This is a genomic window from Capnocytophaga sp. oral taxon 336 str. F0502 (genome assembly GCF_000411575.1).
GTDB lineage: Bacteria > Bacteroidota > Bacteroidia > Flavobacteriales > Flavobacteriaceae > Capnocytophaga > Capnocytophaga ochracea.
In genome coordinates this window covers 40,349-63,101 of the sequence record NZ_KE150492.1, presented here as the reverse complement: position 1 = coordinate 63,101, position 22,753 = coordinate 40,349, and the positions used below count along the sequence as shown (strand labels likewise).

Here is a 22,753-nt window from a genome sequence, read left to right as displayed (position 1 = left end):
TCACTTGATACTTATAGCCAAGCCACCACTGGGGGCAAGGCGTTGTTTGAGTTTGGTTTTTTGAGTTACTTTCATTGTTTTGATGGAGTAACTATTGGGATTGGTACGCCAATCGGCATTTTTACCGTCGGTGTAGAGGGTAGCGGTATAGGTTTTTCCTTTGGGTAGAAAACTGAAATCAACGAGAGCTTCACGGGCGTTTTCATCGGTAATAGCACCTACGAACCACTCGTTTTTACCTTTGGCTTTACGGGCAATGGTGATGTAATCGCCGGGTTCGGCTTCTAAAATGTAAGTATTATCCCAGTCGGCTGCCACATCTTTGATAAATTGGAAAGCATCGAGGTGTTTTTCGTAGTTCTCGGGCAAGTCGGCTGCCATTTGCAACGGACTGTACATTGTTACGTAAAGCGCCAACTGCTTCACAAGAGTAGTACTACGTTTGGCTTTGTTGTTGCCATATCGGCTCAAATCGCCTTCAAAAATACCAGGGGTATAGTCCATAGCGCCACCCATTAAGCGGGTGAAGGGGAGGATAGTAGTATGTTCGGGGTGATTGCCGTTGAACGATTCAAATTCGGTACCGCGTGCACTCTCTTGGGCTACCCAGTTAGGGTAAGTACGGCTCATACCGGTAGGTCGCACCGCCTCGTGTGAATTGACCATTATGCGGTACTTAGCAGCGGTTTCGGCTACATAGTTGTAGTGGTTTACCATCCATTGTCCGTCGTGGTATTCGCTACGCGGGATGATAGGTCCAACATAACCTGTTTTCACGGCGTCGTAACCATTGTCGTTCATAAAGCGGAAAGCCTCGTGCAGGTGGCGTTCGTAATCAACTACTGAGGAGGTAGTTTCGTGGTGCATAATCAGTTTTACTCCTTTGGCAGCGGCGTATTGGTGTAGTGCTTGCACATCAAAATCGGGGTAGGCTTTGGTAAAGCTGTAGATGCGCTCTTTGTTGTAAGCATAATTATCTTCCCAACCCTCGTTCCAACCTTCCACAAGAACGGCATCAAAACCGTGCTGAGAGGCAAAGTTGATGTATTTCTTCACGTGCTCGGTATTAGCACCGTGATGTCCGTTAGGTTTTAGTTTTGTATAATCGGTAACGCCAATGGTAATATCGCGGTCATCGGAGTAAGCCCACGTACTACCACCTCCTATAAAATACTCCCACCAAACGCCTATGTATTTGGTAGGGTGAATCCAAGAAGTATCGGTGATTTTGCAGGGGTCGTTGAGGTTGAGGATAAGGTTAGAAGCCAAAATATCGCGAGCATCATCGCTCACTACTATTGTGCGCCAAGGTGTTACGCTACCCGTTTGAATGTAGCCTTTTACCCCATTCTTATCGGGGACTAAATGAGCTGATAACTGATGTTTGGTAGCATTGACGTTGAGCATCATCGCAGGGTAATTCACCAAAGCAGCCTCGTGCAGATTAATGTACAATCCATCGCTCGATTTGAGCATCAAGGGAGTTTGTACGGCTACATTGGGAGTAGGTGCTTTGGCAGCCAAAGGCTCTTCGCGCACTTTATCTATAAGTTTTGGAATTTCCGAAATAGCAGAAGTGGTAATAGGAAACTCGTTCGTGTCGTAGTCAGCCGGAATCCAAAAAGCCTTGTGGTTACCCGAGAGTTGGAAAACAGTAAGCTCTTCTTGAATTCTAAAGTGACGGAAGTTGTCTTGCAAGGGGAACTCATAGCGGAAACCTAAACCATCGTTGAACAAGCGAAAACGCAAGAGCAATTGTCGTCCGCTGTTTTTCTGAGAGAGGTGCACTAACATTTCTTTGTGATGGTCGCGTATTTCTTTGTTTTCACCCAATACGGGTTGCCATACACTATTAGCTTCAGCAAACTGAACATCTGTGATTTCAAAATTACTGTTGAAATCCTCCTTTTGGTTGATTACAAAACCTAGTGCACTCTCGCTGATGACTGTTTTACCTTTGAAAGTTAAAGCATAAGTAGGTGTACCTTTTTCAGTGAGCCGAAATGAGAGTTTGAGGTTCTCGTTAGGAGATAAAAGGGTTTGTGCAAAAAGAAGAGGCGCAGCACACAACATACATACAATAGTGATAATAAACTTTTTCATTGGTTAAATATTTTTGCTGTCATTTTATCTTTTACTTGACTACTCATTGGCTCTCCCTGAAAGAAATTCCTGTAAGATAATTGTAGCACTAATTTCATCTATCAACGCTTTGTTCTGACGTTGTTTCTTTTTTAGTCCGCTATCAATCATTGTTTGGAAAGCAAGTTTGGAAGTAAACCGCTCGTCTTGACGGTGGATAGGTGTCTCTGGAAACTCCTGTTGTAACTTACTGATAAACTTTTGTATCTCAGCCTCTACGCAGGAATCCTCACTGTTCATTCGTTTAGGTTGCCCAATCACAAAGGCTTCTACGGCTTCCTCGGAAGTGTATTGTTTTAGGAAAGCGAGTAGGGTAGGGGTTTCTACTGTGCAAAGCCCCGAAGCGATGATTTGCAGAGGGTCGGTTACAGCAATTCCTGTGCGTTTGGTTCCGTAGTCTATAGCTAAGAGTCGCATAATTATTCTTCCTCTATGATTTCCTTAAATGTTTTCCAAGTAGATGAAGAAATAACAGACTTGTAGTTAGTTCGCTGTTTACCGATATTTTGTAGCAAATACTCTTTCCTATCCTTTGGGAAAGGATGAGTGCTTACCCATTTAAATGCCGAAGGCGGAGTATTTTTATCATCTATCACCCCTATAAACTCAGCAAAAGGTTTAGGGTCTATCTTCGCATTTTGTATATAGGTAAGTCCCACAAGGTCGGCTTCTTTTTCCATATTTCGGTTAAAAGCACTCGAAGACACGATTCTGCCTACTTCTGTAATCATCGAAAGGTCTGACCGCCCCGAAATAATAGCAAACAAAGTGCCTATCCCTAATTCTCTTACAAGCGACTGCATTACGTGATCTTTTTCAATATGCGCCAGCTCGTGCCCAATCACCCCACAAAGGGCTTCTGGGCTTGAGGTCTTTTTTACAAGTCCTGTATAAATCATCAGCTGGTGATTAGGCAAAGCAAAAGCATTTATCTCTTCACTATCTAATAAGTACACTTTCAGCTCCTTCTGGTCGATGTTATTAGCATCACATATTTTGGTCACCATACTGTCGATAGTCGCTACCGCAAGGCTATCGTCTACTACTGAGTTTCTGCTGGTGAAGTCCTCAAACATCATTTCACCCAGCTTTACCTCTATTTTCTTCACATATTCATTCCTTATCAGCGGGTTAATCTTAAAAATACCCAACCAGTTTACTTGTTGCAGTAAAAACCAACCGCCAAAGAAAATACACAGTAAAATAGTGCCTCTTGATATTACTTTATTCATTATTTTTTCACTATTAAATCTACAATATCACCGTAAAACCACCACGATAAATGTTCGCCCTTGCGTATCTTTATGGCAGAATAAAACGTGCCTATAATTTCATAGATATTAAAGATAAAGGCAATAATCAGCCAAGCAATATAAGCATTAGTTACTAAATTGCTCCCCAATACTATTGATACAGTCCACCAGAAAGTAGTGGTGTTTACAAAAAATAAGAAGAGTTGTGAAACGAAGGCTTGATAACAATGCCAACGCACAAAAAAAGAGCCTTTGCGATGTGCCACCAGAAAGAATATGGTAGCCAGTAGATTGATGATAGGCAAAGGCATTCCCGCCATAATAGCCACTATCGACATTATATAGCTATTGGCAGCGCGCTCCTTGTCACCATCGCTGATGCGTTCGTTTAATTGTTTAGTTTCTATCATAAACCTTTATAAATATTCCAAATCCAGTTCAGTGCTATGAGAATAAAAAAGGGAATATACACGTAAGGGTGTTTAAAGAATTGTTCAAACTTTATGTAAGCTCCCTGCAAAGTAGTTTTCTTTCTGCATAAATCATAAAGTAACCATAACGGAGTAATGATAAGTAATACCGATGCCAATACCCCAAGCGGATTGGTCAGTAACGCCTCTCCCCAGTGTCCTTCAAAAAAAGCCTCAACCGACCGCGTGGTACCACACGACGGACAGGGGTACCCCGTAACATTCTTTATTGCACAAACAGTAACCCCTATGTCCTGCCCGTGAAAAACATAGTGGCTAAGTAGCCACCCCCAACAGGCAAGACATAGGAGTGTGATGAAAGTATAGAACTTTTTAGTCGTCAATTAGTAACTAAGTGATGAAGCTAATAATTCGGCATTTTTGTCTCTTGTAGCGTCCATAATTAGGAACCAGTCCACAATACTCCAAATACCCAAACCTCCACAAGTAATCAATTTACCAACTCCCATACCTACATCACCGATGTAGAAACGGTCGATACCCAAACCACCTCCCAGGAGAGAGATGATAAGAGAAGTAGTAGGGTCTTTAAACTGTATCGTTTGTAGCATTACCCATTTTGATTCGTCCAAAGAAAGAAGCTTTTCACGAATTTGAGGAACGATTTCAGGTCTGAAAAATTTACCATTAGTTACGATAAACATATCCACTTTTTGTGCATCCATAGTGTGTAAAATTATGATATTAAAATTATGGCGCAATATTACAGCATTTTTTTGATATTGCCTAATATTTTAACAAAAAAAGTTATACTTCTCATTCAAATTCACAGATAGTGTCTTTAACAAGGTGTTTTTCTACAAAATTGCAACACTCGGACTTTTCTTTTCCCTTATCTTACCATTGCCTTGCCTTCGTCACTCTCCTCTCGTCATTAGTCATTTGTTCCCCGTTTGTGTAGCTTGTATCTGTCCGTCGTGCTATATCCTCACATTATCTTCGTTATTCATCACTCGTCATTTCTTCTCTTTTCCGTCATCACATTCCCCTTTTTCCGTCATACTCCCCCCCTAGTGCCTATGGCCTAAGGCCTAGTGCCTTTTCCCTTTCTTTCGCCTCGAAATCCTGTTTTTGGCGTTTTTGGCATTGTTGTATTATATTATTAATCAATTATTTATATACCCTTTCTATACCAATCGTCCAAGATTCGTATAAGCTTCCTATAAGCTCTCTATAAGCTAACCTCACCCAAATTACAGCTCATTTTTTATCTTCTACTTAAATTTGTCCTTCCGTTCTTTTCCGATATCTTTCTATCTTCTCAGTCTCTTCAATAAAGCCCTTAATCTCATCTGAATCGTCTGACTTGCCAGACCTCTCAAAAAACTATTTTCATCACTACTCATTTTCTCATTTCCAAATTTCCAAATTCTCTCATTTGCTAATTTCCAAATTTCCTACCCGCCTGGCTCGTGCTTATTTTATCAACTGAATCGCTAATACAGCTTCTATGGTTGTAAAATAAAAAGAAGGCAATAAGATGAAGAGCATTTCGTGTAAAGGGGAAGGACTTACAGTTTTTACCAGCGGAAGTGAGAGAATTACTACGGCTACAAAGCGCAATACAAAGCCCGCCATAAAAGCAAAGGCAGTGTGCTGTTTGCGTCTTTTGTTTACAATGAAGATAATACTAAATAAGAAGAAAGATAAACCACAATGGAAGATGAGCAAGGTATTTAGCGAATAGTACAAACTAACACCCTCTGTGTTTACGCAATAATCATATGGCCAAAAGAGTCCTACCCCTCCGGCAATAAGCAATAATAAATATTTTACAAACAGGAGTATGTTACTCTTCATCGCTCATCTGTTGGGCTTTCTTAATTACTGAATACATAGCTCCAAATACCCCAAAAAGCGAACATACCACTGTCCATAGAGAGTACTCATTAGGAAATTTACCGTCTAACCAAACACCAAAAAAGCTACAAATGGCTATGGTAATAGCCATTTGTAGCCCTATTTGTGAAAAGGTAATCCACTTATTTAGGTGGTTGTTTTTCGGCTGTAACTGGTGCTTGTGGTTTTTCATTGATGGTAAAGCTGTTTTTGCCTCCTTTCATCGAGCAAGAAACGTTAAATACCGCTCCTGGTTCTATAGAAAGCTTATCTACGTACACTTCGCCTTCTACAACTGCAGTAGATTTTAAACTTAAAATACTACTCACTTTGAGGGTACCTGTTATTTTACCTTCAATATCGGCGTTTTCGCAAATCACAGTGCCTTTTATTACACCGGTTCTGCCTACTACTAATTTACCTGAAGTTTGGAAAGTTCCTTCCACTTCACCATCAATTCTAAAATCAGATTTTGAATTGATTTCTCCTTTGAATTTTGTTTCAGTAACAATACGGTTGCTACTTCCTGTGGGATTTTCTGCTGCCATAATAATCTTTTTATTATCTCTCTCTTTATTAAATATAGCCATTTGTATTTCTATTTAAAATACAGCCCCAAAAGTACAATAAATATTTTTAAACTGCAATTTTTTTAATGATTCTTTTTTTATTATTTTTCTTAATAAATTGTTTCTTAATAGTTTAAGCTAATTAGTATATAAGAAAAAACTCTGGTAAAATTCAAGAATTACCAGAGTTTACTTCTTTTTATATTTGTTCTTTAATTAAATGCGTAGGCAGTCCCATTACGTTGTTATAAGAGCCTTCAATAGTGGTAACTCCTATATGTCCTATCCACTCCTGTATACCATAAGCTCCTGCTTTGTCAAATGGCTGATAGTGACTGATGTAATAGGTTATTTCGTCATCGGAAAGTTCTTTAAAGGTTACTTTCGTAATGCAGTGTTCCGTTATTTGCTTTTCATTAGTAGTAAAACATATAGAGGTAATTACCTCGTGAGTCTTCCCCGAGAGCGAACGCAACATTGCAAAGGCTTCGGTAGTGTCTTTGGGTTTACCAAGGGCTTTACCTTCGTGCCACACAATAGTATCAGAGGTGAGAAGCACACAATCCGTAGGTATTTCACCCGCAAAGGGCGTAGCTTTCAGCTGGGCGAGATAGTCGGTGATTTGCTCTCGCTTTAAGTGTTTAGGGTAGGTTTCGTCTATGGGTTTGAGAACTACCTCATAAGGGATATCTAATTCTTTCAAGAACTGCTGACGGCGCGGTGAGCCTGAGGCTAATATAATCTTTTTCATTATCGGTTGATGGTAAAAGGCAATCCGCTATAAGGCTTCATATATTCGTCTTCAAGACTCTTTTCGAGCATTTGCTTTTCGAGGTCGCAGCGGTATACTTCCCCTTTCAGGTATTTTTCAATCATTAGTGAGGCGATGGGAGCAGCTACTCGTGCTCCGTAATATCCGTTTTCCACAAATACGGCAATAGCAATCTTAGGGTCTTCTATGGGGGCAAAAGCTACAAATATAGAGTGGTCAGTAAGTTGCATACGCTTGCCATTCACTTTTATAAAGTTTTCGGCGGTACCTGTTTTAGCAGCGATATTAATACCTTCAATTTGGGTACGGCGTGCAGTACCTTGCTCATATGCCATATTCATACCTCTAATCACAGGTTCAAAGTTCTTAGGGGCTATTGTAGTGTGTTTAGCAACGGTATACTCTTGAAATGGAGTAATTTTATTATCTATTTTTTTTACGATATGAGGGGTATAGTAATAACCTCTATTAGCGATGGCTGCCATCACATTAGCAAGCTGTATAGGAGTGGTGAGCAATTCTCCTTGCCCAATAGCATTAGAAATATTGGTTGTGCCGTTCCAGCGACCACCATATTGTTTGTCATACAAAGCAGTATTAGGCACTTTCCCTGCACGTCCTGTCGGTAAGTCTGCACCTAAAAAGCTTCCCAATCCAAAACTTCGTACGTGAGCATTCCACTTGTCCATACCCACTGCCGAAGTGGTTTTCATATCAATAGCACGCTTATAGGTATTTGCAAAATAAGAGTTACAAGAAAAAGCTATCCCGTGTAATAAGTCATTAGAACTGCGCCCGCAGTGGCAACGCATTATACGCCCTCCAAAACGATAACCTCCTCCACAGCTGAACACACTACCTGGTGTTATCACACCTTCCTGTAAGCCTATGAGTGCGTTTATTACTTTAAATGGCGACCCTGGTGGGTATTCTGCTAATAGTGTGCGGTCGTAAAGAGGTTTAGCAATCGAATCGTTATAAAGGGCTGTGTAGTTCTTAGAGCGTTCACGTCCTACCAACAGAGCAGGGTCAAAAGTAGGCGCTGATATCAATGCGAGAATCTCACCTGTTTTAGGTTCTATAGCTACAATTCCGCCGTGTTTGTGTTGCATCAGCATTTCGCCATAGGCTTGCAAATTGATGTCTATGGTTAGTTGCAAAGGTTGTCCAGTGATAGGCAAAGTATCCATTGCGCCATTTTTATAGCGTTCAATGGCAGCGTTGTGTTTGTCCTTTTGGAAGAATTGTACACCTTTTTTACCTCGTAAGAATTCCTCGTATTGTTTTTCTACCCCACTGCGCCCTATCAGTTCACCAGCTAAGTAATAAGGGTTCTTTTTTAGTTCCCATTCATTTACCTCGCTGATATATCCCAATACATTCCCCGCATTGTGGGTGAGGTAACTGCGGAGCATTCGCTTCTGTATATAAAATCCTTGAAACTTGCGCAATTTTTCTTGTAGTACGGCATAATCGTCTTTGGAGAGCTGGTGTACGATTACCGAAGGTTTTTTGCGTGAGTAATCACTTGCTTTTATGAGTCGTTCCCTAAACTCTTCTTTACTGATTTCAAGGAGTCCACAAAGCTCTAAAGTATCGAGAGTTTTCACCTCACTGGGCACAACCATCACGTCATAGGCAGGTTGGTTCGATACCAATAGTTCTCCATTACGGTCGTAAATATACCCGCGTTCGGGGTAATCGTATACCGTTTCAATAGCAATGTTGTCAATTCCTGTATTTTCCTCGTGAAATATTACTTGTAAGAAGAATAACCGTACTAAGAACACCACTGCCACAAAAAGAATAATAATGGGCAACAGATATTTTCTCATTTCTTATTTTTACTAAACAGATAGATGAATAGCAAACAAACGATGATAGTGAAGATAGATGCTCCTACAATCTTTGCTAATGTAAGAAACAAGTGATTGAAGTTAAAGACTTCTAAGAAATAAAACAGTGTGTGATGCACTACCACCATCAAGGTTGTATAGCTAAAAATCTTAGAAAACGGATAAGCGAGCAAATCCAATTCTTGATACTCAAAATTCTTGCCAAATACTGTTAGTAGTATCGGATTACGCAAATAAGCTATGAGTACACTACTGGCAGCGTGCAACCCTCCCGTATTAGAAAAAATGTCTATACACAACCCTATTAAAAATGCTGCTACCAATGAAGGCATTCTGTTTTCACGATAGGGTAATAACAGTATAAACACTATGTAAACCATCGGATTTACATAGCCCCAATACTCCACATTGTTGAAGATGAGTACCTGCAACAACACTAAGAATACAAATAAGTATACATTTCTTACTACGGGGTGACTCATTTTGGATTCTGTTTTTCTAAGTCAGAAACGGCTGCTCTATCTCTATCTTCAATAATATACACATATTCAAGGTTTGACATATCAGCAAATAGCTTTACATCAATGATATACGTATTATCCTTTTTGCTCTTTTCAAAATGAACTATCCTGCCAATAGGAATTCCCTTGGGGAATATGTTCGACATACCCCCTGTTACAATCGTATCTCCATTCTGTATAGGGGCTATATTAGGTACTTCTAACAGCTGTACTTTATTCACCTCTCTAGTATCCCAACGCAATGAACCAAAGTGTTGTGTGCGCTTCACCATTGCATTCAGTGCCGATCTAGTATTCAGTACACTTTGTACAGTAGCAAACCTCTCCGAAGTATTCTCTATTATTCCCACAACTCCCTGTGGCGAGAGCACTCCCATATCTTGCTTTACACCGTCTTTCGTACCTTTGTCGATAGTGAGGTAGTTGTTTTTTAAACGGAAACTATTTTTTATCACATTTGCTTTAAGTACCTTGTATTTCAGTGAATCGGTAGTGGGGAATGACACCGAATCTACAAGAGATATATTGCGGATTTGCTGTTCCATCCGTAAGAGTTGTGAGCGCAGAGCTCGATTCTCCTCAGTAAGGGTTTCGTTCTGACCGCGTAAGCTAAAATATTGTGCCCAGTAGTCTGTGAAACTGTAAAGCCTACCCGATACTGCATTCGCTGAGTTTATGTAAGCACTCTGAGGATAATAATTGCTGTTAAAAACCAAACCAATAGCGCATAAGAACAGTGCGAGGAACACAAAAAAATCCCTCGACCTCATAAAGAATTGAATGATTTGGTTCATACCTCTTGTTTCTTATCTCTTACCTCTATCTATTTTTACTTTAATAAAATACTTCTGAATTTGTTAATGTTTTTTAGAGTGATACCTGTTCCACGTACTACGGCACGCAAAGGGTCTTCGGCTACGTATACAGGGAGGTCAGTTTTCATAGAAATACGTTTGTCTAATCCCCGCAACATCGACCCACCACCTGCCATATAGATACCTGTATTATAGATATCGGCAGCCAATTCAGGAGGCGTTTGCGAAAGTGTCTCCATTATAGCATCTTCTATACGAAGAATAGACTTATCCAGTGCTTTCACCATTTCGCGGTAGGATACTTGCACTTGCTTAGGTTTACCGGTGAGCAGGTCACGCCCTTGTACCATAATATCATCTGGTGGGGCATCAAGGTCTTCAGTAGCAGCTCCTACGGTCATCTTAATGTTTTCTGCAGTACTTTCCCCTACGTAAAGGTTGTGTTGCGTACGCATATAGTGCACAATATCCGAGTTGAAAATATCCCCTGCAATTTTTACCGACTTGTCGCATACAATACCCCCTAAGGCAATCACCGCAATCTCGGTAGTACCCCCACCTATGTCGATAATCATATTACCCTTAGGTTGCATAATGTCAAGCCCTATACCAATAGCCGCTGCCATCGGTTCGTGTACGAGGTAAATATCCTTACCGTTCACACGTTCGCACGACTCGCGTACCGCACGCGTTTCCACCTCGGTAATTCCTGAGGGAATACAAACTACCATACGCAACGAAGGCGAGAAAAAGCGTTTGCGCAACGCAGGTATACTCTTAATGAGCATTCCTATCATCTGTTCCGAAGCGTCAAAGTCGGCAATTACCCCGTCTTTTAGCGGACGAACAGTCGTGATATTAGGGTGTGTTTTCCCTTGCATTAGCCGTGCTTCTCTACCTACGGCTATAATTCTTCTGGTTGTCCTATCTATTGCTACAATCGATGGACTATCAATCACTACCCTGTCATTGTGAATAATGAGGGTGTTCGCAGTACCCAAATCAATGGCTATTTCTTCTGTCAAGAAATCAAAAAAACCCATATTATTTTTCTTTCTATTATATATTTACCTTATAAATCAGTTATTTAAGTGTTTTGTAGACACTACTTTTTGCGGGTGCAATTTTACGATTTTTTTTTGACCTACACAAATATTCTTGTACTTTTTCTCAAAACTTTATGGCTAACCTCCTCTTATCTCACTGTTTATCAGTTCATATGAATTTCTATTAAATAATGTCTATTCGATATAATATAACATCTTTTGGGTATACGTAAAACTAATTTCTAATCTCGTATAGCGTTCTACAATAGCTCACCTACTTTTGAGTAAGCCCCGAGTTCCTATCCTTATCCATTACTCATTCCCTTTTCTTTCGCCTCGAAACCCTGTTTTTAACATTTTTAGCGCTGTTGTATTATATTATTAATCAATTATTTATATACCCTTTCTATACCAATCGTCCAAGATTCGTATAAGCTTCCTATAAGCTCTCTATAAGCTAACCCCACCCAAATTACAGCTCATTTTTTACCTTTCATCTGAATTGCCTCTTCCGTTTCTCTCCGATACCTTCCGAATCCCTCAACCCTCTCCCATTTGCTAATTTCCTAATTCTCCAATTTTTCCACCTGTCCGTCGCTTTTCCGTCACTACATTCCCCCTTTGAAGGGGGCTAGGGGGATGTTTATACAACAATAACTACTGTCGCTTCTCCACCCTATCGTCTGTGACCTAAGGACTCATACCTCCTCATTTGCTCATTTTCTAATTTACTAATTAATCTGCCCGTACGACTCGCACCCGCCTGTCGTGCTACGACCTTTGGCAAAGTTAATCCCCTCCGCTAGCACGTTTCTTGTAACTCCACCTCATTTCCTCATTTCCTAATTTTCAAATTTTCTTATCTCATTGTTTTTAAGTATTTATCATTAGGTAGTCGTACTTTTTTAAGATAAAAACGCATCAGGGCATTGCAGTTTGCATTTTGTTTTATATCTTTGTAGCGTTAAAAAGAGATAAAAATGAACGATTTTCTTAACACTCAGGAAACCCGAAAGAACAAACGCACTAAAAACATTATGGCACTAATAGTGGGTGTGGTGTCTTTTGTTGTGGTATTTTTAGCGGCATTTTTTACGACGCGCTATCTCACAAATTCCTTCTTTTCAAAAGGTAAACACAATTTAGTTACCGATGAAATGAAGAATCAAGTAGCCGAAATGAACCAGCAGTTACCACAAATAATAGAAGAGGGGGTACGCTTAGATAGTGTTGCCCTAAAAGGAGAAAAAACTATGGGGTATTATGTAACCCTCTTTAATTTCGATTCCGAAGGAGTAGAGTTTGACGCATCGGTAGCTAAGGAAGCTATTGTACAAAAACTAAAAAGCAATCGCGGAAAGATGCGCTTTTTCATTGATAACAATATAACGCTGTACTATTATTACTACGATAAAAACAAAAAAGTTGTAACCGAAATAGAAATAGCTCCATCACTCTACAAATAACTAACGATTAAAAACTAATAACTAAACACTAATGAATATTATCATTGCCATTGATGGCTATTCCTCAACAGGAAAGAGTACTACTGCCAAAGCCGTAGCCAAAGCGTTGGGCTACGTCTATATCGATACAGGTGCGATGTACCGCGCCGTTACTTATTTAGCCTTAGAAAAAGGCTATGTTTCTACCTCGGGCATCGAAGTAAAACCGCTGATGAAAGCCCTGCGAAAGTCGGAAATAAAGTTCGTATACAACCCTGAGTTAGGATTTTCTGAAATTTATTTAGACGGTAAGAATATCGAAAACGAAATACGCGGTATTGAAATAGCCAATTGGGTGAGCGAAGTTGCCAAACAACCCGAGGTGCGCACTTACTTAGTAGACCTTCAACGCAAAATGGGTAAAGACAAAGGTATTGTAATGGATGGACGCGATATAGGTACAACGGTATTCCCGAATGCTGAACTTAAAATATTTATGACCGCTAGCGAACAGGTGCGCGCCCAGCGCCGTTATAAAGAGTTACAAGCCAAAGGCGATAAAGCATCGTTCGACGAAGTGCTTGCCAATATCCAGCACCGCGACCATATCGATACTACCCGCAAAGAGTCACCTCTCAAAAAAGCCAATGATGCCATAGTTATCGATAATACCAATCTTACGATAGAGGAACAAGTACAAAAAATCTTAGCATTTGTTAATTGTTAATTGTCAATTGTTTTGTATCTTTGCCCCCGAAATAAAGAAAAGAACTATGTGCGAAAATCAACATACGTGTGGCTGTAGCAATGCCGAAACTCGTCATAATTGGACGAAAGAAGAAATAATGGCTATTTACAATAAACCCCTAATGGAGTTGCTCTACGAAGCCGCTACCGTGCACCGTAAATATCACGACCCTAACTCGGTACAAGTCTCTACACTTCTCTCTATTAAAACCGGAGGTTGCTCCGAAGACTGTGCTTACTGTCCGCAATCGGCGCGTTACGAAACCGAAGTAAAAATAGAAAACGCCGATATGATGAGTGTTACTCACGTAAAAGCCCAAGCCCTTCGTGCTAAATCAGCAGGAGCTTCACGTGTGTGTATGGGGGCAGCGTGGCGTAACGTAAAAGATGGTCCCGAATTTGAACAGGTGCTCGAAATGGTGCGCACTATCAATAAGCTGGATATGGAAGTGTGCTGTACACTCGGTATGCTTACCGAAAACCAAGCCAAACGTTTGGCGGAAGCAGGCTTGTATGCTTACAATCACAACCTCGATACGTCAGAAGAATACTACAAAGAAATCATTTCTACCCGTAGTTATGACGACCGCCTTAAAACGATTGACAACGTGCGCAAAACCAATATCACTGTGTGCAGTGGAGGGATTATTGGTATGGGTGAATCACTCGAAGACCGCGCCGGAATGCTCGTAGCACTCTCTACGCTCAATCCACAACCCGAGTCGGTGCCTATCAATGCCTTAGTGCCCGTAGAAGGAACACCTTTGGAAGACTGTGAGCCCGTAGATATCTTCGAGATGGTGCGTATGGTAGCCACCGCGCGTATCGTGATGCCACAATCGCAAGTGCGCCTTTCCGCAGGTCGTACCCAAATGAGCCAAGAAGGACAAGCTCTCTGTTTCTTTGCGGGAGCCAACTCTATCTTCGCAGGCGATAAGCTCCTCACCACTCCTAACCCCGATATCAATGAGGATATGCAAATGCTCGGTGTACTCGGTATGCGTATTCAGAAACCTTTTGAAACGCATCCACAGCCTAAAACGGTAGAAGCAGCCGATTCTCAATATCATTCCTTAGGTGAAAACCCTAAATGGACGCGCCCTAACCATAAAATAGAGCGCAACGAAGGAAAAAGAGTACGAGCTACACACTAATATCACAATTGCTTTGCGAATTTACGCCCTACACTTTGCCAAAGTTTCTTGCCAGTGTGGCTCTTACCTTTGACGAAGTTGAAAAATCGCCTAATTAATTCACAGATTTGTTAATTTACAAAGAAATAGACAACTTTTAATTGTTAAACTATGGATACAACCACATTAAAAATAACTTTTAATCCCACAGAATTATCCATATTTCAACCATTGTTTGATAAGTTTAAACTAAAAACAACAGTTGTAGAAAGAGCAGATGATTTTAGTGAGCTTACTGAAGAAGACCTTAGAAGTTTAGCTCTTTCAGAAGAACAATCAAGATTAGGAATGTTAGTGGATAGTTCTGAAGTACACAGAAGGGCTACAGAACGAAGAAGACAACGTTATGAAAGTAAAGTGGACTCAAGAAGCTGAAAGAAATTATAACGATACACTTGATTATTGGGACGAAAGAAATGGTAGTTTTTCTTATTCCGATAAAATTACTAAGGCTTTGATAGATTTAGAAAAGGAGATTTCAATAGATCCGTATGCATTATCGTATTATAACAAAGACCTAAATATTTATAGGCGAACTATTCTAAAAGGAAAATTTCTTGTTTATTACAAAGTTGATAAAGAAAAAAATATAATAGAAATACGCCATTTTAGAAGTTCTAAACAGAAACCTTTGTTCTAAATTGCCTGATTAATTCAAAAATTTCCTAATCTGCTAATTTTCTAATTTTCTCTATGAACTCTGAAATTCTCAAAGAAATCATCACAACCCCAATGCCTTATGGCAAGTACAAGGGTACTATGATTGCTGATTTGCCTTCCTATTACCTCGAGTGGTTTAGCACCCAAGGATTTCCCAAAGGAAAATTAGGAATGCTATTGGCTACTACTTTCGAGATAAAAACTAATGGTCTACAAGAGATAATCGATAAACTAAAAGAATATGTTAGTCAAGAAAGTTAACGGAAAGCAACCTACCTTTGGGGAAGGTTGCTTTTTTGCTGAAAATGCTACTCTTACCGGTGATGTGCACTTAGGCGACCACTGTACGGTGTGGTATAATGCGGTTATTCGTGGCGATGTAAACACTATTTGCATAGGTGATGACACCAATATCCAAGATGGTGTAGTGATTCACGCTACCTATCAAACACACCCCACAACCATTGGCAATCGCGTGTCTATAGGGCATAATGCTATTGTACACGGCTGTACTATCGAAGATGATGTGCTTATAGGTATGGGAAGCATCGTAATGGACGGATGTGTGGTAGAAAGCCATAGCATTGTAGCTGCTGGAGCCGTAGTACCTCCTAATACTCATATAGAAAAAGGGAGCCTCTATGCTGGCGTTCCTGCTAAAAAACTCAAAAATATTACCGATGAACAGAGGACTCTCATCGAGCGAACTGCCCTAAACTATCCCAAATATGCAAGTTGGATAGAAAAATAGAGAATATGCTACGTGTTGATTATCAGTATTAAATATATGTTATTTAAAATTATTCTACTATTTATTTGGATGTATTCAAAATAATATATACCTTTGCCCCACTATTAGTAAAGGAATATAATAGTAGTAAAGTCTTTATATTTCGTTTGCGATTCCTTGTGAAGTCTGTATTCTTTTTTAGTGTTTTTAATAGTTGTTACCTTTTCTTCACAAGTGAATTAGTTAGTTTTACATATAAAAGTCCAGTGTGCTACACACTGGACTTTTTTGATTTTATAGTATTATTTTTGTGTATTAGCATAAAAGTAGTATCTTTGCCATTATTTTTAAACTAAGAAAACCGATGAAAAAAATTATTGTAGCTGTAATGCTTATGTTTTTCTCAGCAAAAACATTTGCCCAAAGTGATTTCCACCAACATCAAGTAAACTTGAATATCTTGAATGTTATATGGTTAGCTTCTGTAGAGTTAGGTTATGAATATTACATAGCTCCTAATCAGTCTATCGAAGGAACTATTTTCTTTAACGACCGCTTTTCTGTATTCCCTAAAAAGAGTGGAGAAAAGTATAAAGCTACTAGTATTCAAATAGGATATAACTACTATTTTGAAGAAGATGGAGGCACAGGGCTCTATGTAAATCCTTTTATTAAACAACGTTTTGGAACATTCTCTGAAGATGGAGTAAAAACGCGTTTAGATAGTTTTATCTTAGGTGTAGGAGCAGGTTATCAATGGAACCTCGACGATACCTTTATCATTGCTCCTTTTGCAAATATTGCACGAAACTTTGGTAAACAAGTTAATGAAAATAAGAAGTTCTGGGCTATCGAACCTAACTTTGGTATTAAGATAGGATATAAATTCTAAATCTATTATCTATTAAAAAGGCTACCTTTTGGGTAGCCTTTTCTATTTTATATCCTCATCACTTTTCTTATACAGAAACTCCATATTCTCTTAGAGCATCATTTAGTGAAGTTTTCTTATCGGTTGAGGCTTTACGCTGCCCGATGATAAGGGCACAAGGCACTTGATAATCGCCAGCAGGGAAGTGCTTGGTGTAACTACCAGGGATCACTACTGAGCGTTCGGGAACATAGCCTTTCAGTTCTTTAGGTTCACTGCCCGTTACATCAATGATTTTAGTAGAGGCTGTAAGTACTACATTAGCACCAAGTACCGCTTCTTTGCCTACGCGCACTCCTTCTACCAAGATACAACGCGACCCGATGAAAGCCCCGTCTTCTACTATCACAGGGGCTGCTTGCAAGGGTTCTAATACGCCTCCTACACCTACGCCACCACTCAAGTGCACGTGCTTGCCTATTTGGGCACAACTACCCACAGTAGCCCACGTATCTACCATTGTACCTTCATCTACATACGCCCCTATATTCACATAGCTGGGCATCAGTATAGCTCCTTTGGCAATAAAAGCACCACGACGTGCTACAGCAGGTGGTACTACGCGCACTCCTTTCTCGTCGTAGTTGTGTTTGAGCGGAATCTTATCGTGAAACTCAAAGATACCCACTTCTACGGGTTTCATATTTTGGATAGGGAAGTAAAGCACTACAGCTTTTTTCACCCATTCGTTTACTTTCCAGCCATCGGCAGTAGGCTCTGCCACTCGCAATTTACCTAAATCCAAGAGGTGAATCACCTCACGGATAGTCTGTTGTACAATTTCCTCACGAAGCAGTGAGCGATTCTCCCACGCCTCATCTATCATTTGTTTTAAGTGTTCCATTTATCTAATTATCAATTGTTAATTGCTTTTATCGCTTTTTCAAGTGTTTCAATTTTCGCTAATGCATCAGCTTCTTTTTTACGCTCGTTATCTACTACTTGAGCAGGTGCTGAGTTTACAAACTTCTCATTAGAAAGTTTCTTGCGTACCGATGCTAAAAAGCCTTGTGTATAGGTGAGTTCCTCTTGTAGTTTTTTAAGTTCCTCTTCTACATTTACAGCCCCCCCGATAGGAATAAAGTATTCATTAGCTTTTACGCGGAAAGACATTGCGCCTTCTATGGCTGTACTTACTTCGGTAATAGCATCAAGTCCGCCCATTTTGCTAAGTACCACATCAAAACGATTGCTCACTTGCTCTTTGTTTAATACTGAAAGGCTAAGCGGTGTTTTGAAAGGTATATTCTTCTCTTTGCGCACCGTGCGGATACCTGCTATTACTTCGGCAGCAAAGTCAAATTCAGCCAATAGTTTTTCGTCGTACGGCTGTACGGTGGGGTAAGTAGCCACGATAAGGGCTTGTTCAGGGGTACGAGGTGCTAAACTTTGCCATATTTCCTCGGTAAGGAAAGGCATAAAGGGGTGGAGGAGTTTTAGTAAATTCTCAAAAGCGGCTACCACGCCCTCGTAAGTTGCTTTGTCCATCGGTTTGCCGTATTCGGGTTTTACCATTTCCAAAAGCCACGCACAGAAGTCGTCCCAGGCGAGTTTATAAATTGCCATTAGAGCATCGGAGATGCGATATTTCTCAAAATGGTCTTCTACTTCGGTGAGCACTGCGTTGAACTTAGCTTCAAACCATTGCAAAGCGAGCTGAGCAGCTGCAGGTTGTGCTACCGAGTTATCCACTTGCCAGCTTTTTACCAATTGGAAGGCATTCCACAATTTGTTGCCAAATCCTTTTCCTTGTTGACAAAGGGCTTCGTCAAACAGCAAGTCATTACCTGCTGCTGATGAGAGCAAGAGCCCCACGCGCACGCCATCAGCACCGTAATTGGCGATGAGTTTGAGTGCATCGGGTGAGTTGCCTAAAGATTTAGACATCTTGCGGCGTTGTTTGTCGCGTACCAATCCGGTGAGGTACACATTGCTAAACGGACGCTCGCCTTTGTACTCAAAGCCTGCTACAATCATTCGGGTTACCCAGAAGAAAAGGATATCAGGTCCTGTTACCAAATCGTTGGTTGGGTAATAATACTCAATTTCAGGATTATTAGGCTCTAAAATACCGTTGAAAACGCTCATTGGCCATAACCAAGACGAGAACCAAGTATCGAGAGCATCTTCATCTTGTCGCAAATCGGCTTCAGTAAGATGTGCATTGCCGCTCTTTTCTTTAGCCAAAGCGAGGGCTTCTGCCTTAGTTTCGGCTACTACAAATTGGTCTTTACCTTCGCCGTAGTAGTAAGCAGGAATTTGTTGCCCCCACCACAATTGGCGTGAGATATTCCAATCGCGTACGTTTTCTACCCAATGGCGATAAGTATTTTCGAATTTCTTAGGATATAGTTTAATGCTTTCGTCTTCCAATACCGCCTTGATAGCTGGCTGGATAAGGGTGTCCATTTTTAGAAACCACTGGTCAGAAAGACGGGGTTCTATCACAGCTTTGGTACGCTCTGACGTCCCCACTTTGTTAGTATAAGTCTCTTTTTTAGCGAGTAAGTTTTTTTCTTCTAATTCGGTTACTATTTCTTTGCGCACTAAAAAGCGGTCTTTGCCAGCATAGTGCAAACCGTAGTGATTAAGGGTTGCATCATCATTGAAAATGTCAATTACTTCCAACTGATGTTTGTCACCCAACACCTTGTCGTTAGGGTCGTGGGCAGGGGTTACTTTCAGGCAACCTGTACCAAATTCCATATCTACGTACTCATCTTCAATAATCGGAATCACGCGGTTGCAGATAGGCACAATAGCTTTTTTGCCTTTGAGGTGTTGCCAACGCTCATCGTTAGGGTTGATGCAGATAGCCGTATCACCAAAAATCGTTTCAGGGCGCGTTGTAGCGATTATAAGGTACTCATTCGTCCCTTCAATTTGATATTTCAAATGATATAAAAATCCTTGTCGTTCTTCATAAATCACCTCTTCATCAGAAAGGGTGGTTTTAGCCTCTGGATCCCAGTTCACCATACGGTGACCGCGGTATATTTGTCCTTTGTTGTACAAATCCACAAACACTTTGATAACCGAAGCCGAAAGCTCCTCGTCCATAGTGAATTTAGTGCGTTCCCAGTCGCAAGAGCAACCTAATTTTTTGAGTTGTTCGAGGATTACCCCACCGTATTGGTGTGTCCATTCCCACGCGTGTACGAGGAACTCTTCGCGAGTGAGGTCAGATTTCTTAATGCCTTGTTCTTTGAGTTTTGCCACCACTTTGGCTTCTGTTGCAATAGAAGCGTGGTCAGTACCTGGTACCCAGCAAGCATTGAAGCCTTTGAGGCGGGCACGACGAATAAGTACATCTTGAATGGTGTTGTTGAGCATATGCCCCATATGGAGCACCCCTGTAACGTTAGGAGGCGGAATCACAATGGTATAGGGCGTACGCTCATCGGGGGTTGAGTGAAAATAGTTGTGGGCAAGCCAATAGGCATACCATTTTTCTTCTAAATCAGTAGGGTTGTATTTTTTGGGTTCTGTCATATGTGCTAATTTGCCAATTTCTATTCTGACTGCAAAAGTAGTAAAAAAATACCAATTACCAATTTTTAAACTACTTTTGCTCTGTCTTACTTTCTTTTTCCCTCTGTCTTACTTTGGTTTGTTTAACTCTTTTTAACAATTCACTTTTAGCTTTTAATCATTAATAATCAACTCTTTGTATATTCTTTCTATACCAATCGTCCAACATTCGTATAAGCTTCCTATAAGCTTTCTATAAGCTAAGTATACTCTCCTACTACCTTCGACTATCTCCGATATTCTCCGAATCCGTACGAATTTTTACTGTATGCTCAGAAAACTACAATTTCCGCATTTCTGGTATTATTGGCATTATTGGCATTTTGGGTATTAAAAAATTATCCCTATTTTTGCACCTTAATCAGCAGTTCGAAGAGTCGGCAAAATGAAAAAACTCTTACTTCTTACTTTTTACCTCCTGCTCACCTCTTGCGGTATTTTCTACAAGAAAATCACTCCGCCTGAGGTAACCTATCCGTACCAGAAACCTCAAATTACTGCACTAAATGATACGTTGCAGTATTTTCAGGATAACTATATTGCAAAAAATCAACAAGGCTTGTGGGAGCTCTACCTTTCAGGAAATCCCTATCAGTTAGGGCTCAATTCGGGTGCACTTACTGAGCCTTTGTATCACCGTCAGGACAGTCTGCTCTTTGTCAAACTCAATCAGTTTGTGCCTTCAGAGCGCAAACAGCGTTTTTTGCGCAAGTTCGTCAAGTGGTTCAATCGAGATATCAATAATTGTGTGATCCCCCCCTTCCGGCAAGAACTCTGGGGACAAGCGCAGTACTCCGATACGATTTTTAACTACATAGCCCCTGCTTATCAGCGTACCCTTTACCTGCATTCGGCTCACGATTTAGGGCACGCTTTGCAAGATTTGATGCTCGTAGGCTGTTCTTCATTAGCGGTTTGGGGCGATAAAACCGAAGATGGTCAGCTCCTCATAGGGCGCAATTTCGATTTCTATCTCTCCGATGACTTTGCTACTGAAAAAGTAGTGCGATTTGTGCGCCCTGAGGAAGGCATTCCTTTTATGAGTTACGCTTGGGGCGGAATGATAGGTGTGCTCTCGGGTATGAATCTCGAAGGTCTTACGGTTACTATCAATGCGGGAAAGTCGTCTATTCCGCTGAAAGCTCGCACCCCTATTTCGCTCCTCTGCCGTGAAATCTTGCAGTATGCCAAAAATATCGATGAGGCGATTGCCATTGCTAAAAAGCGAAAGGTATTCGTGTCCGAAGCTATAATGGTGGGGAGTGCTACCGACGGCAAAGCAGTAATCATCGAGGTATCACCCAAAAAGTTTGGGGTGTACGAAGCTCCTAATGCAGTGCTTTGCACCAATCATTTCCAAAGTGAAGTGTACAAGAAAGATAAGAAGAATCTCAAACAGATACGCACTTCGCATTCAGCGTATAGATATGCCAAAATGCAGGAGTTCCTAACAGAAGAACCTAAGCTGAACCCCTCTAAAATAGCTACACTCCTCCGCAGTACCGAAGGCTTACACGCCGATTCCATAGGCTATGGCAATGAGAAAGCGCTCAACCAGCTATTGGCACATCACGCAGTAATTTTTAAACCTCAAGAACGCTTGGTATGGGTATCGACAGCTCCTTATCAGTTGGGCACTTTTGTAGCCTATGATTTGAAGCAGATATTTGCTACCAAAGCTTATCCGTCGCACAGCCCTTATCCTCAAACTTCCTTAAATATTCCGCCCGACCCTTTTATGTACACCCAAGCGTTTAAGGATTACGAAGCGTATAGGGTATTAGAGCAACAGATAGAAACACATTTGCGCGAACATACCCCTATTGTAATAGACGAAGTAAAGCCCATAACAAGTCTCAACCCGCATTATTGGAAAGCCTATTACTTATTAGGGCGAGCTTATCAAACACAAGGTAACAAAGAAACCGCACACCAACTCTTCCAAAAAGCCCTCCAATGCGAAATACCGTATAGTGAAGAACGAGAAAAGATTCAAAAGTTAGTCAATAAAAATTAATAACTCGTATTAAACTTGCTTTTGCAGAAATCCAAAAAGAATTATCTTACTAAAATTAGCATTAGTCTGATATATATATATAACACTGATTTACGATTGTGTTTACGTTATAATCAGTGAAATTTAAGCAACTCGTTGCTAAAATCCGTGCACTTTTGTTCTATAATATTGAAATCAATCGGGGTCTAAATCCGC

The 22,753-nt window shown here is 40.6% G+C and carries 25 protein-coding genes; 9 read left to right on the top strand and 16 right to left on the bottom strand.

Going from position 1 to position 22,753, the window contains the following annotated elements; translation table 11 throughout:
- The 14 genes from HMPREF1528_RS10205 to HMPREF1528_RS10140 all read right to left on the bottom strand — a co-directional run bounded on the left by HMPREF1528_RS10205 (position 1) and on the right by HMPREF1528_RS10140 (position 11,301).
- Positions 1–2,103 (bottom strand): glycoside hydrolase family 97 protein, encoded by a 2,103-nt coding sequence (locus HMPREF1528_RS10205; protein WP_016479672.1) that lies wholly within the window; start codon positions 2,101–2,103, stop codon positions 1–3.
- Between the two features lie 39 nt (positions 2,104–2,142).
- Positions 2,143–2,559, bottom strand: coding sequence for a Holliday junction resolvase RuvX (gene ruvX / locus HMPREF1528_RS10200; protein WP_016479671.1), 417 nt, complete (start codon positions 2,557–2,559; stop codon positions 2,143–2,145).
- Positions 2,560–2,561: 2 nt separating this feature from the next.
- Entirely contained in the window at positions 2,562–3,374 is an 813-nt protein-coding gene (locus HMPREF1528_RS10195; RefSeq protein WP_016479670.1) for a M48 family metallopeptidase, read from the bottom strand.
- Entirely contained in the window at positions 3,374–3,805 is a 432-nt protein-coding gene (locus HMPREF1528_RS10190) for a hypothetical protein (RefSeq protein ID WP_016479669.1), read from the bottom strand. The genes HMPREF1528_RS10195 and HMPREF1528_RS10190 overlap by 1 nt, the downstream gene beginning before the upstream one ends.
- A complete protein-coding gene (locus HMPREF1528_RS10185; protein WP_034568041.1) occupies positions 3,802–4,209 on the bottom strand; it encodes a DUF2752 domain-containing protein in 408 nt (135 codons plus the stop codon). The genes HMPREF1528_RS10190 and HMPREF1528_RS10185 overlap by 4 nt, the downstream gene beginning before the upstream one ends.
- Complete coding sequence (locus HMPREF1528_RS10180) at positions 4,210–4,551, bottom strand: TM2 domain-containing protein (RefSeq protein ID WP_002675459.1); 342 nt, start codon at positions 4,549–4,551, stop codon at positions 4,210–4,212. It abuts the gene before it with no gap.
- 751 nt (positions 4,552–5,302) lie between these two features.
- The gene (locus HMPREF1528_RS10175) at positions 5,303–5,686 is read right to left on the bottom strand and encodes a hypothetical protein (protein WP_016479668.1); all 384 of its coding nucleotides are present in this window, start codon (positions 5,684–5,686) and stop codon (positions 5,303–5,305) included.
- A complete protein-coding gene (locus tag HMPREF1528_RS10170; protein WP_016479667.1) occupies positions 5,676–5,918 on the bottom strand; it encodes an AtpZ/AtpI family protein in 243 nt (80 codons plus the stop codon). The genes HMPREF1528_RS10175 and HMPREF1528_RS10170 overlap by 11 nt, the downstream gene beginning before the upstream one ends.
- Positions 5,869–6,315, bottom strand: a complete 447-nt coding sequence (locus HMPREF1528_RS10165) for a polymer-forming cytoskeletal protein (protein ID WP_015782535.1) — start codon at positions 6,313–6,315, stop codon at positions 5,869–5,871. The genes HMPREF1528_RS10170 and HMPREF1528_RS10165 overlap by 50 nt, the downstream gene beginning before the upstream one ends.
- Positions 6,316–6,493: 178 nt before the next feature.
- Positions 6,494–7,045, bottom strand: coding sequence for a Maf-like protein (locus tag HMPREF1528_RS10160; protein WP_016479666.1), 552 nt, complete (start codon positions 7,043–7,045; stop codon positions 6,494–6,496).
- Complete coding sequence (gene mrdA, locus HMPREF1528_RS10155) at positions 7,045–8,901, bottom strand: penicillin-binding protein 2 (protein ID WP_016479665.1); 1,857 nt, start codon at positions 8,899–8,901, stop codon at positions 7,045–7,047. Before mrdA ends, HMPREF1528_RS10160 begins: the two co-directional genes overlap by 1 nt.
- Complete coding sequence (gene mreD, locus HMPREF1528_RS10150; RefSeq protein WP_009411304.1) at positions 8,898–9,404, bottom strand: rod shape-determining protein MreD; 507 nt, start codon at positions 9,402–9,404, stop codon at positions 8,898–8,900. Before mreD ends, mrdA begins: the two co-directional genes overlap by 4 nt.
- Positions 9,401–10,237, bottom strand: a complete 837-nt coding sequence (gene mreC / locus HMPREF1528_RS10145; RefSeq protein WP_002675472.1) for a rod shape-determining protein MreC — start codon at positions 10,235–10,237, stop codon at positions 9,401–9,403. Before mreC ends, mreD begins: the two co-directional genes overlap by 4 nt.
- A 35-nt stretch (positions 10,238–10,272) precedes the next feature.
- Positions 10,273–11,301: a rod shape-determining protein gene (locus HMPREF1528_RS10140; protein ID WP_002675473.1), complete on the bottom strand. Its 1,029-nt coding sequence runs from the start codon at positions 11,299–11,301 to the stop codon at positions 10,273–10,275.
- A 983-nt stretch (positions 11,302–12,284) separates the two neighbouring features.
- On the opposite strand from HMPREF1528_RS10140, the gene HMPREF1528_RS10135 reads away from it, so the two are divergent.
- The 8 genes from HMPREF1528_RS10135 (at position 12,285) to HMPREF1528_RS10100 (ending at position 16,971) form a co-directional block, all read left to right on the top strand.
- On the top strand, positions 12,285–12,770 hold the full coding sequence (locus HMPREF1528_RS10135) for a hypothetical protein (RefSeq protein WP_016479664.1): 486 nt from the start codon (positions 12,285–12,287) through the stop codon (positions 12,768–12,770).
- Between the two features lie 31 nt (positions 12,771–12,801).
- Entirely contained in the window at positions 12,802–13,476 is a 675-nt protein-coding gene (gene cmk, locus HMPREF1528_RS10130; protein ID WP_002675478.1) for a (d)CMP kinase, read from the top strand.
- A gap of 46 nt (positions 13,477–13,522) precedes the next feature.
- On the top strand, positions 13,523–14,650 hold the full coding sequence (gene bioB, locus HMPREF1528_RS10125) for a biotin synthase BioB (RefSeq protein ID WP_002675483.1): 1,128 nt from the start codon (positions 13,523–13,525) through the stop codon (positions 14,648–14,650).
- A 150-nt stretch (positions 14,651–14,800) separates the two neighbouring features.
- On the top strand, positions 14,801–15,064 hold the full coding sequence (locus HMPREF1528_RS10120) for a hypothetical protein (protein ID WP_002675485.1): 264 nt from the start codon (positions 14,801–14,803) through the stop codon (positions 15,062–15,064).
- Complete coding sequence (locus HMPREF1528_RS10115) at positions 15,036–15,329, top strand: type II toxin-antitoxin system RelE/ParE family toxin (RefSeq protein ID WP_002675487.1); 294 nt, start codon at positions 15,036–15,038, stop codon at positions 15,327–15,329. Before HMPREF1528_RS10120 ends, HMPREF1528_RS10115 begins: the two co-directional genes overlap by 29 nt.
- A gap of 53 nt (positions 15,330–15,382) precedes the next feature.
- Positions 15,383–15,610: a DUF3820 family protein gene (locus HMPREF1528_RS10110; RefSeq protein ID WP_002675489.1), complete on the top strand. Its 228-nt coding sequence runs from the start codon at positions 15,383–15,385 to the stop codon at positions 15,608–15,610.
- Positions 15,591–16,100, top strand: a complete 510-nt coding sequence (locus tag HMPREF1528_RS10105) for a gamma carbonic anhydrase family protein (RefSeq protein WP_015782541.1) — start codon at positions 15,591–15,593, stop codon at positions 16,098–16,100. The genes HMPREF1528_RS10110 and HMPREF1528_RS10105 overlap by 20 nt, the downstream gene beginning before the upstream one ends.
- Positions 16,101–16,443: 343 nt before the next feature.
- Positions 16,444–16,971, top strand: coding sequence for an outer membrane beta-barrel protein (locus HMPREF1528_RS10100; protein ID WP_016479663.1), 528 nt, complete (start codon positions 16,444–16,446; stop codon positions 16,969–16,971).
- 67 nt (positions 16,972–17,038) lie between these two features.
- Here HMPREF1528_RS10100 and HMPREF1528_RS10095 read toward each other — a convergent pair whose 3' ends face one another.
- On the bottom strand, positions 17,039–17,854 hold the full coding sequence (locus HMPREF1528_RS10095; protein WP_016479662.1) for a 2,3,4,5-tetrahydropyridine-2,6-dicarboxylate N-succinyltransferase: 816 nt from the start codon (positions 17,852–17,854) through the stop codon (positions 17,039–17,041).
- 11 nt (positions 17,855–17,865) lie between these two features.
- Positions 17,866–20,502 carry a valine--tRNA ligase gene (locus HMPREF1528_RS10090; protein WP_016479661.1) on the bottom strand — a complete coding sequence of 879 codons (2,637 nt, stop codon included), beginning with the start codon at positions 20,500–20,502 and terminating at the stop codon, positions 17,866–17,868.
- A 424-nt stretch (positions 20,503–20,926) separates the two neighbouring features.
- On the opposite strand from HMPREF1528_RS10090, the gene HMPREF1528_RS10085 reads away from it, so the two are divergent.
- On the top strand, positions 20,927–22,558 hold the full coding sequence (locus HMPREF1528_RS10085; protein ID WP_016479660.1) for a C45 family autoproteolytic acyltransferase/hydolase: 1,632 nt from the start codon (positions 20,927–20,929) through the stop codon (positions 22,556–22,558).
- The last annotated feature ends 195 nt before the right edge of the window (positions 22,559–22,753 follow it).

Excerpts from the sequence above, each read along its gene's own strand:
- HMPREF1528_RS10135 (WP_016479664.1), top strand. The coding sequence starts at position 12,285 with ATGAACGATTTTCTTAACACTCAGGAAACCCGAAAGAACAAACGCACT.
- HMPREF1528_RS10175 (WP_016479668.1), bottom strand. The coding sequence starts at position 5,686 with ATGAAGAGTAACATACTCCTGTTTGTAAAATATTTATTATTGCTTATT.
- mreC (WP_002675472.1), bottom strand. The coding sequence starts at position 10,237 with ATGAACCAAATCATTCAATTCTTTATGAGGTCGAGGGATTTTTTTGTG.
- HMPREF1528_RS10085 (WP_016479660.1), top strand. The coding sequence starts at position 20,927 with ATGAAAAAACTCTTACTTCTTACTTTTTACCTCCTGCTCACCTCTTGC.
- HMPREF1528_RS10165 (WP_015782535.1), bottom strand. The coding sequence starts at position 6,315 with ATGGCTATATTTAATAAAGAGAGAGATAATAAAAAGATTATTATGGCA.
- bioB (WP_002675483.1), top strand. The coding sequence starts at position 13,523 with ATGTGCGAAAATCAACATACGTGTGGCTGTAGCAATGCCGAAACTCGT.
- HMPREF1528_RS10190 (WP_016479669.1), bottom strand. The coding sequence starts at position 3,805 with ATGATAGAAACTAAACAATTAAACGAACGCATCAGCGATGGTGACAAG.
- HMPREF1528_RS10120 (WP_002675485.1), top strand. The coding sequence starts at position 14,801 with ATGGATACAACCACATTAAAAATAACTTTTAATCCCACAGAATTATCC.
- HMPREF1528_RS10205 (WP_016479672.1), bottom strand. The coding sequence starts at position 2,103 with ATGAAAAAGTTTATTATCACTATTGTATGTATGTTGTGTGCTGCGCCT.
- HMPREF1528_RS10095 (WP_016479662.1), bottom strand. The coding sequence starts at position 17,854 with ATGGAACACTTAAAACAAATGATAGATGAGGCGTGGGAGAATCGCTCA.
- HMPREF1528_RS10115 (WP_002675487.1), top strand. The coding sequence starts at position 15,036 with ATGAAAGTAAAGTGGACTCAAGAAGCTGAAAGAAATTATAACGATACA.
- HMPREF1528_RS10140 (WP_002675473.1), bottom strand. The coding sequence starts at position 11,301 with ATGGGTTTTTTTGATTTCTTGACAGAAGAAATAGCCATTGATTTGGGT.
- cmk (WP_002675478.1), top strand. The coding sequence starts at position 12,802 with ATGAATATTATCATTGCCATTGATGGCTATTCCTCAACAGGAAAGAGT.
- HMPREF1528_RS10105 (WP_015782541.1), top strand. The coding sequence starts at position 15,591 with ATGTTAGTCAAGAAAGTTAACGGAAAGCAACCTACCTTTGGGGAAGGT.
- HMPREF1528_RS10180 (WP_002675459.1), bottom strand. The coding sequence starts at position 4,551 with ATGGATGCACAAAAAGTGGATATGTTTATCGTAACTAATGGTAAATTT.
- mrdA (WP_016479665.1), bottom strand. The coding sequence starts at position 8,901 with ATGAGAAAATATCTGTTGCCCATTATTATTCTTTTTGTGGCAGTGGTG.
- HMPREF1528_RS10195 (WP_016479670.1), bottom strand. The coding sequence starts at position 3,374 with ATGAATAAAGTAATATCAAGAGGCACTATTTTACTGTGTATTTTCTTT.
- ruvX (WP_016479671.1), bottom strand. The coding sequence starts at position 2,559 with ATGCGACTCTTAGCTATAGACTACGGAACCAAACGCACAGGAATTGCT.
- HMPREF1528_RS10170 (WP_016479667.1), bottom strand. The coding sequence starts at position 5,918 with ATGAAAAACCACAAGCACCAGTTACAGCCGAAAAACAACCACCTAAAT.
- HMPREF1528_RS10160 (WP_016479666.1), bottom strand. The coding sequence starts at position 7,045 with ATGAAAAAGATTATATTAGCCTCAGGCTCACCGCGCCGTCAGCAGTTC.
- HMPREF1528_RS10110 (WP_002675489.1), top strand. The coding sequence starts at position 15,383 with ATGAACTCTGAAATTCTCAAAGAAATCATCACAACCCCAATGCCTTAT.
- HMPREF1528_RS10100 (WP_016479663.1), top strand. The coding sequence starts at position 16,444 with ATGAAAAAAATTATTGTAGCTGTAATGCTTATGTTTTTCTCAGCAAAA.
- HMPREF1528_RS10090 (WP_016479661.1), bottom strand. The coding sequence starts at position 20,502 with ATGACAGAACCCAAAAAATACAACCCTACTGATTTAGAAGAAAAATGG.
- mreD (WP_009411304.1), bottom strand. The coding sequence starts at position 9,404 with ATGAGTCACCCCGTAGTAAGAAATGTATACTTATTTGTATTCTTAGTG.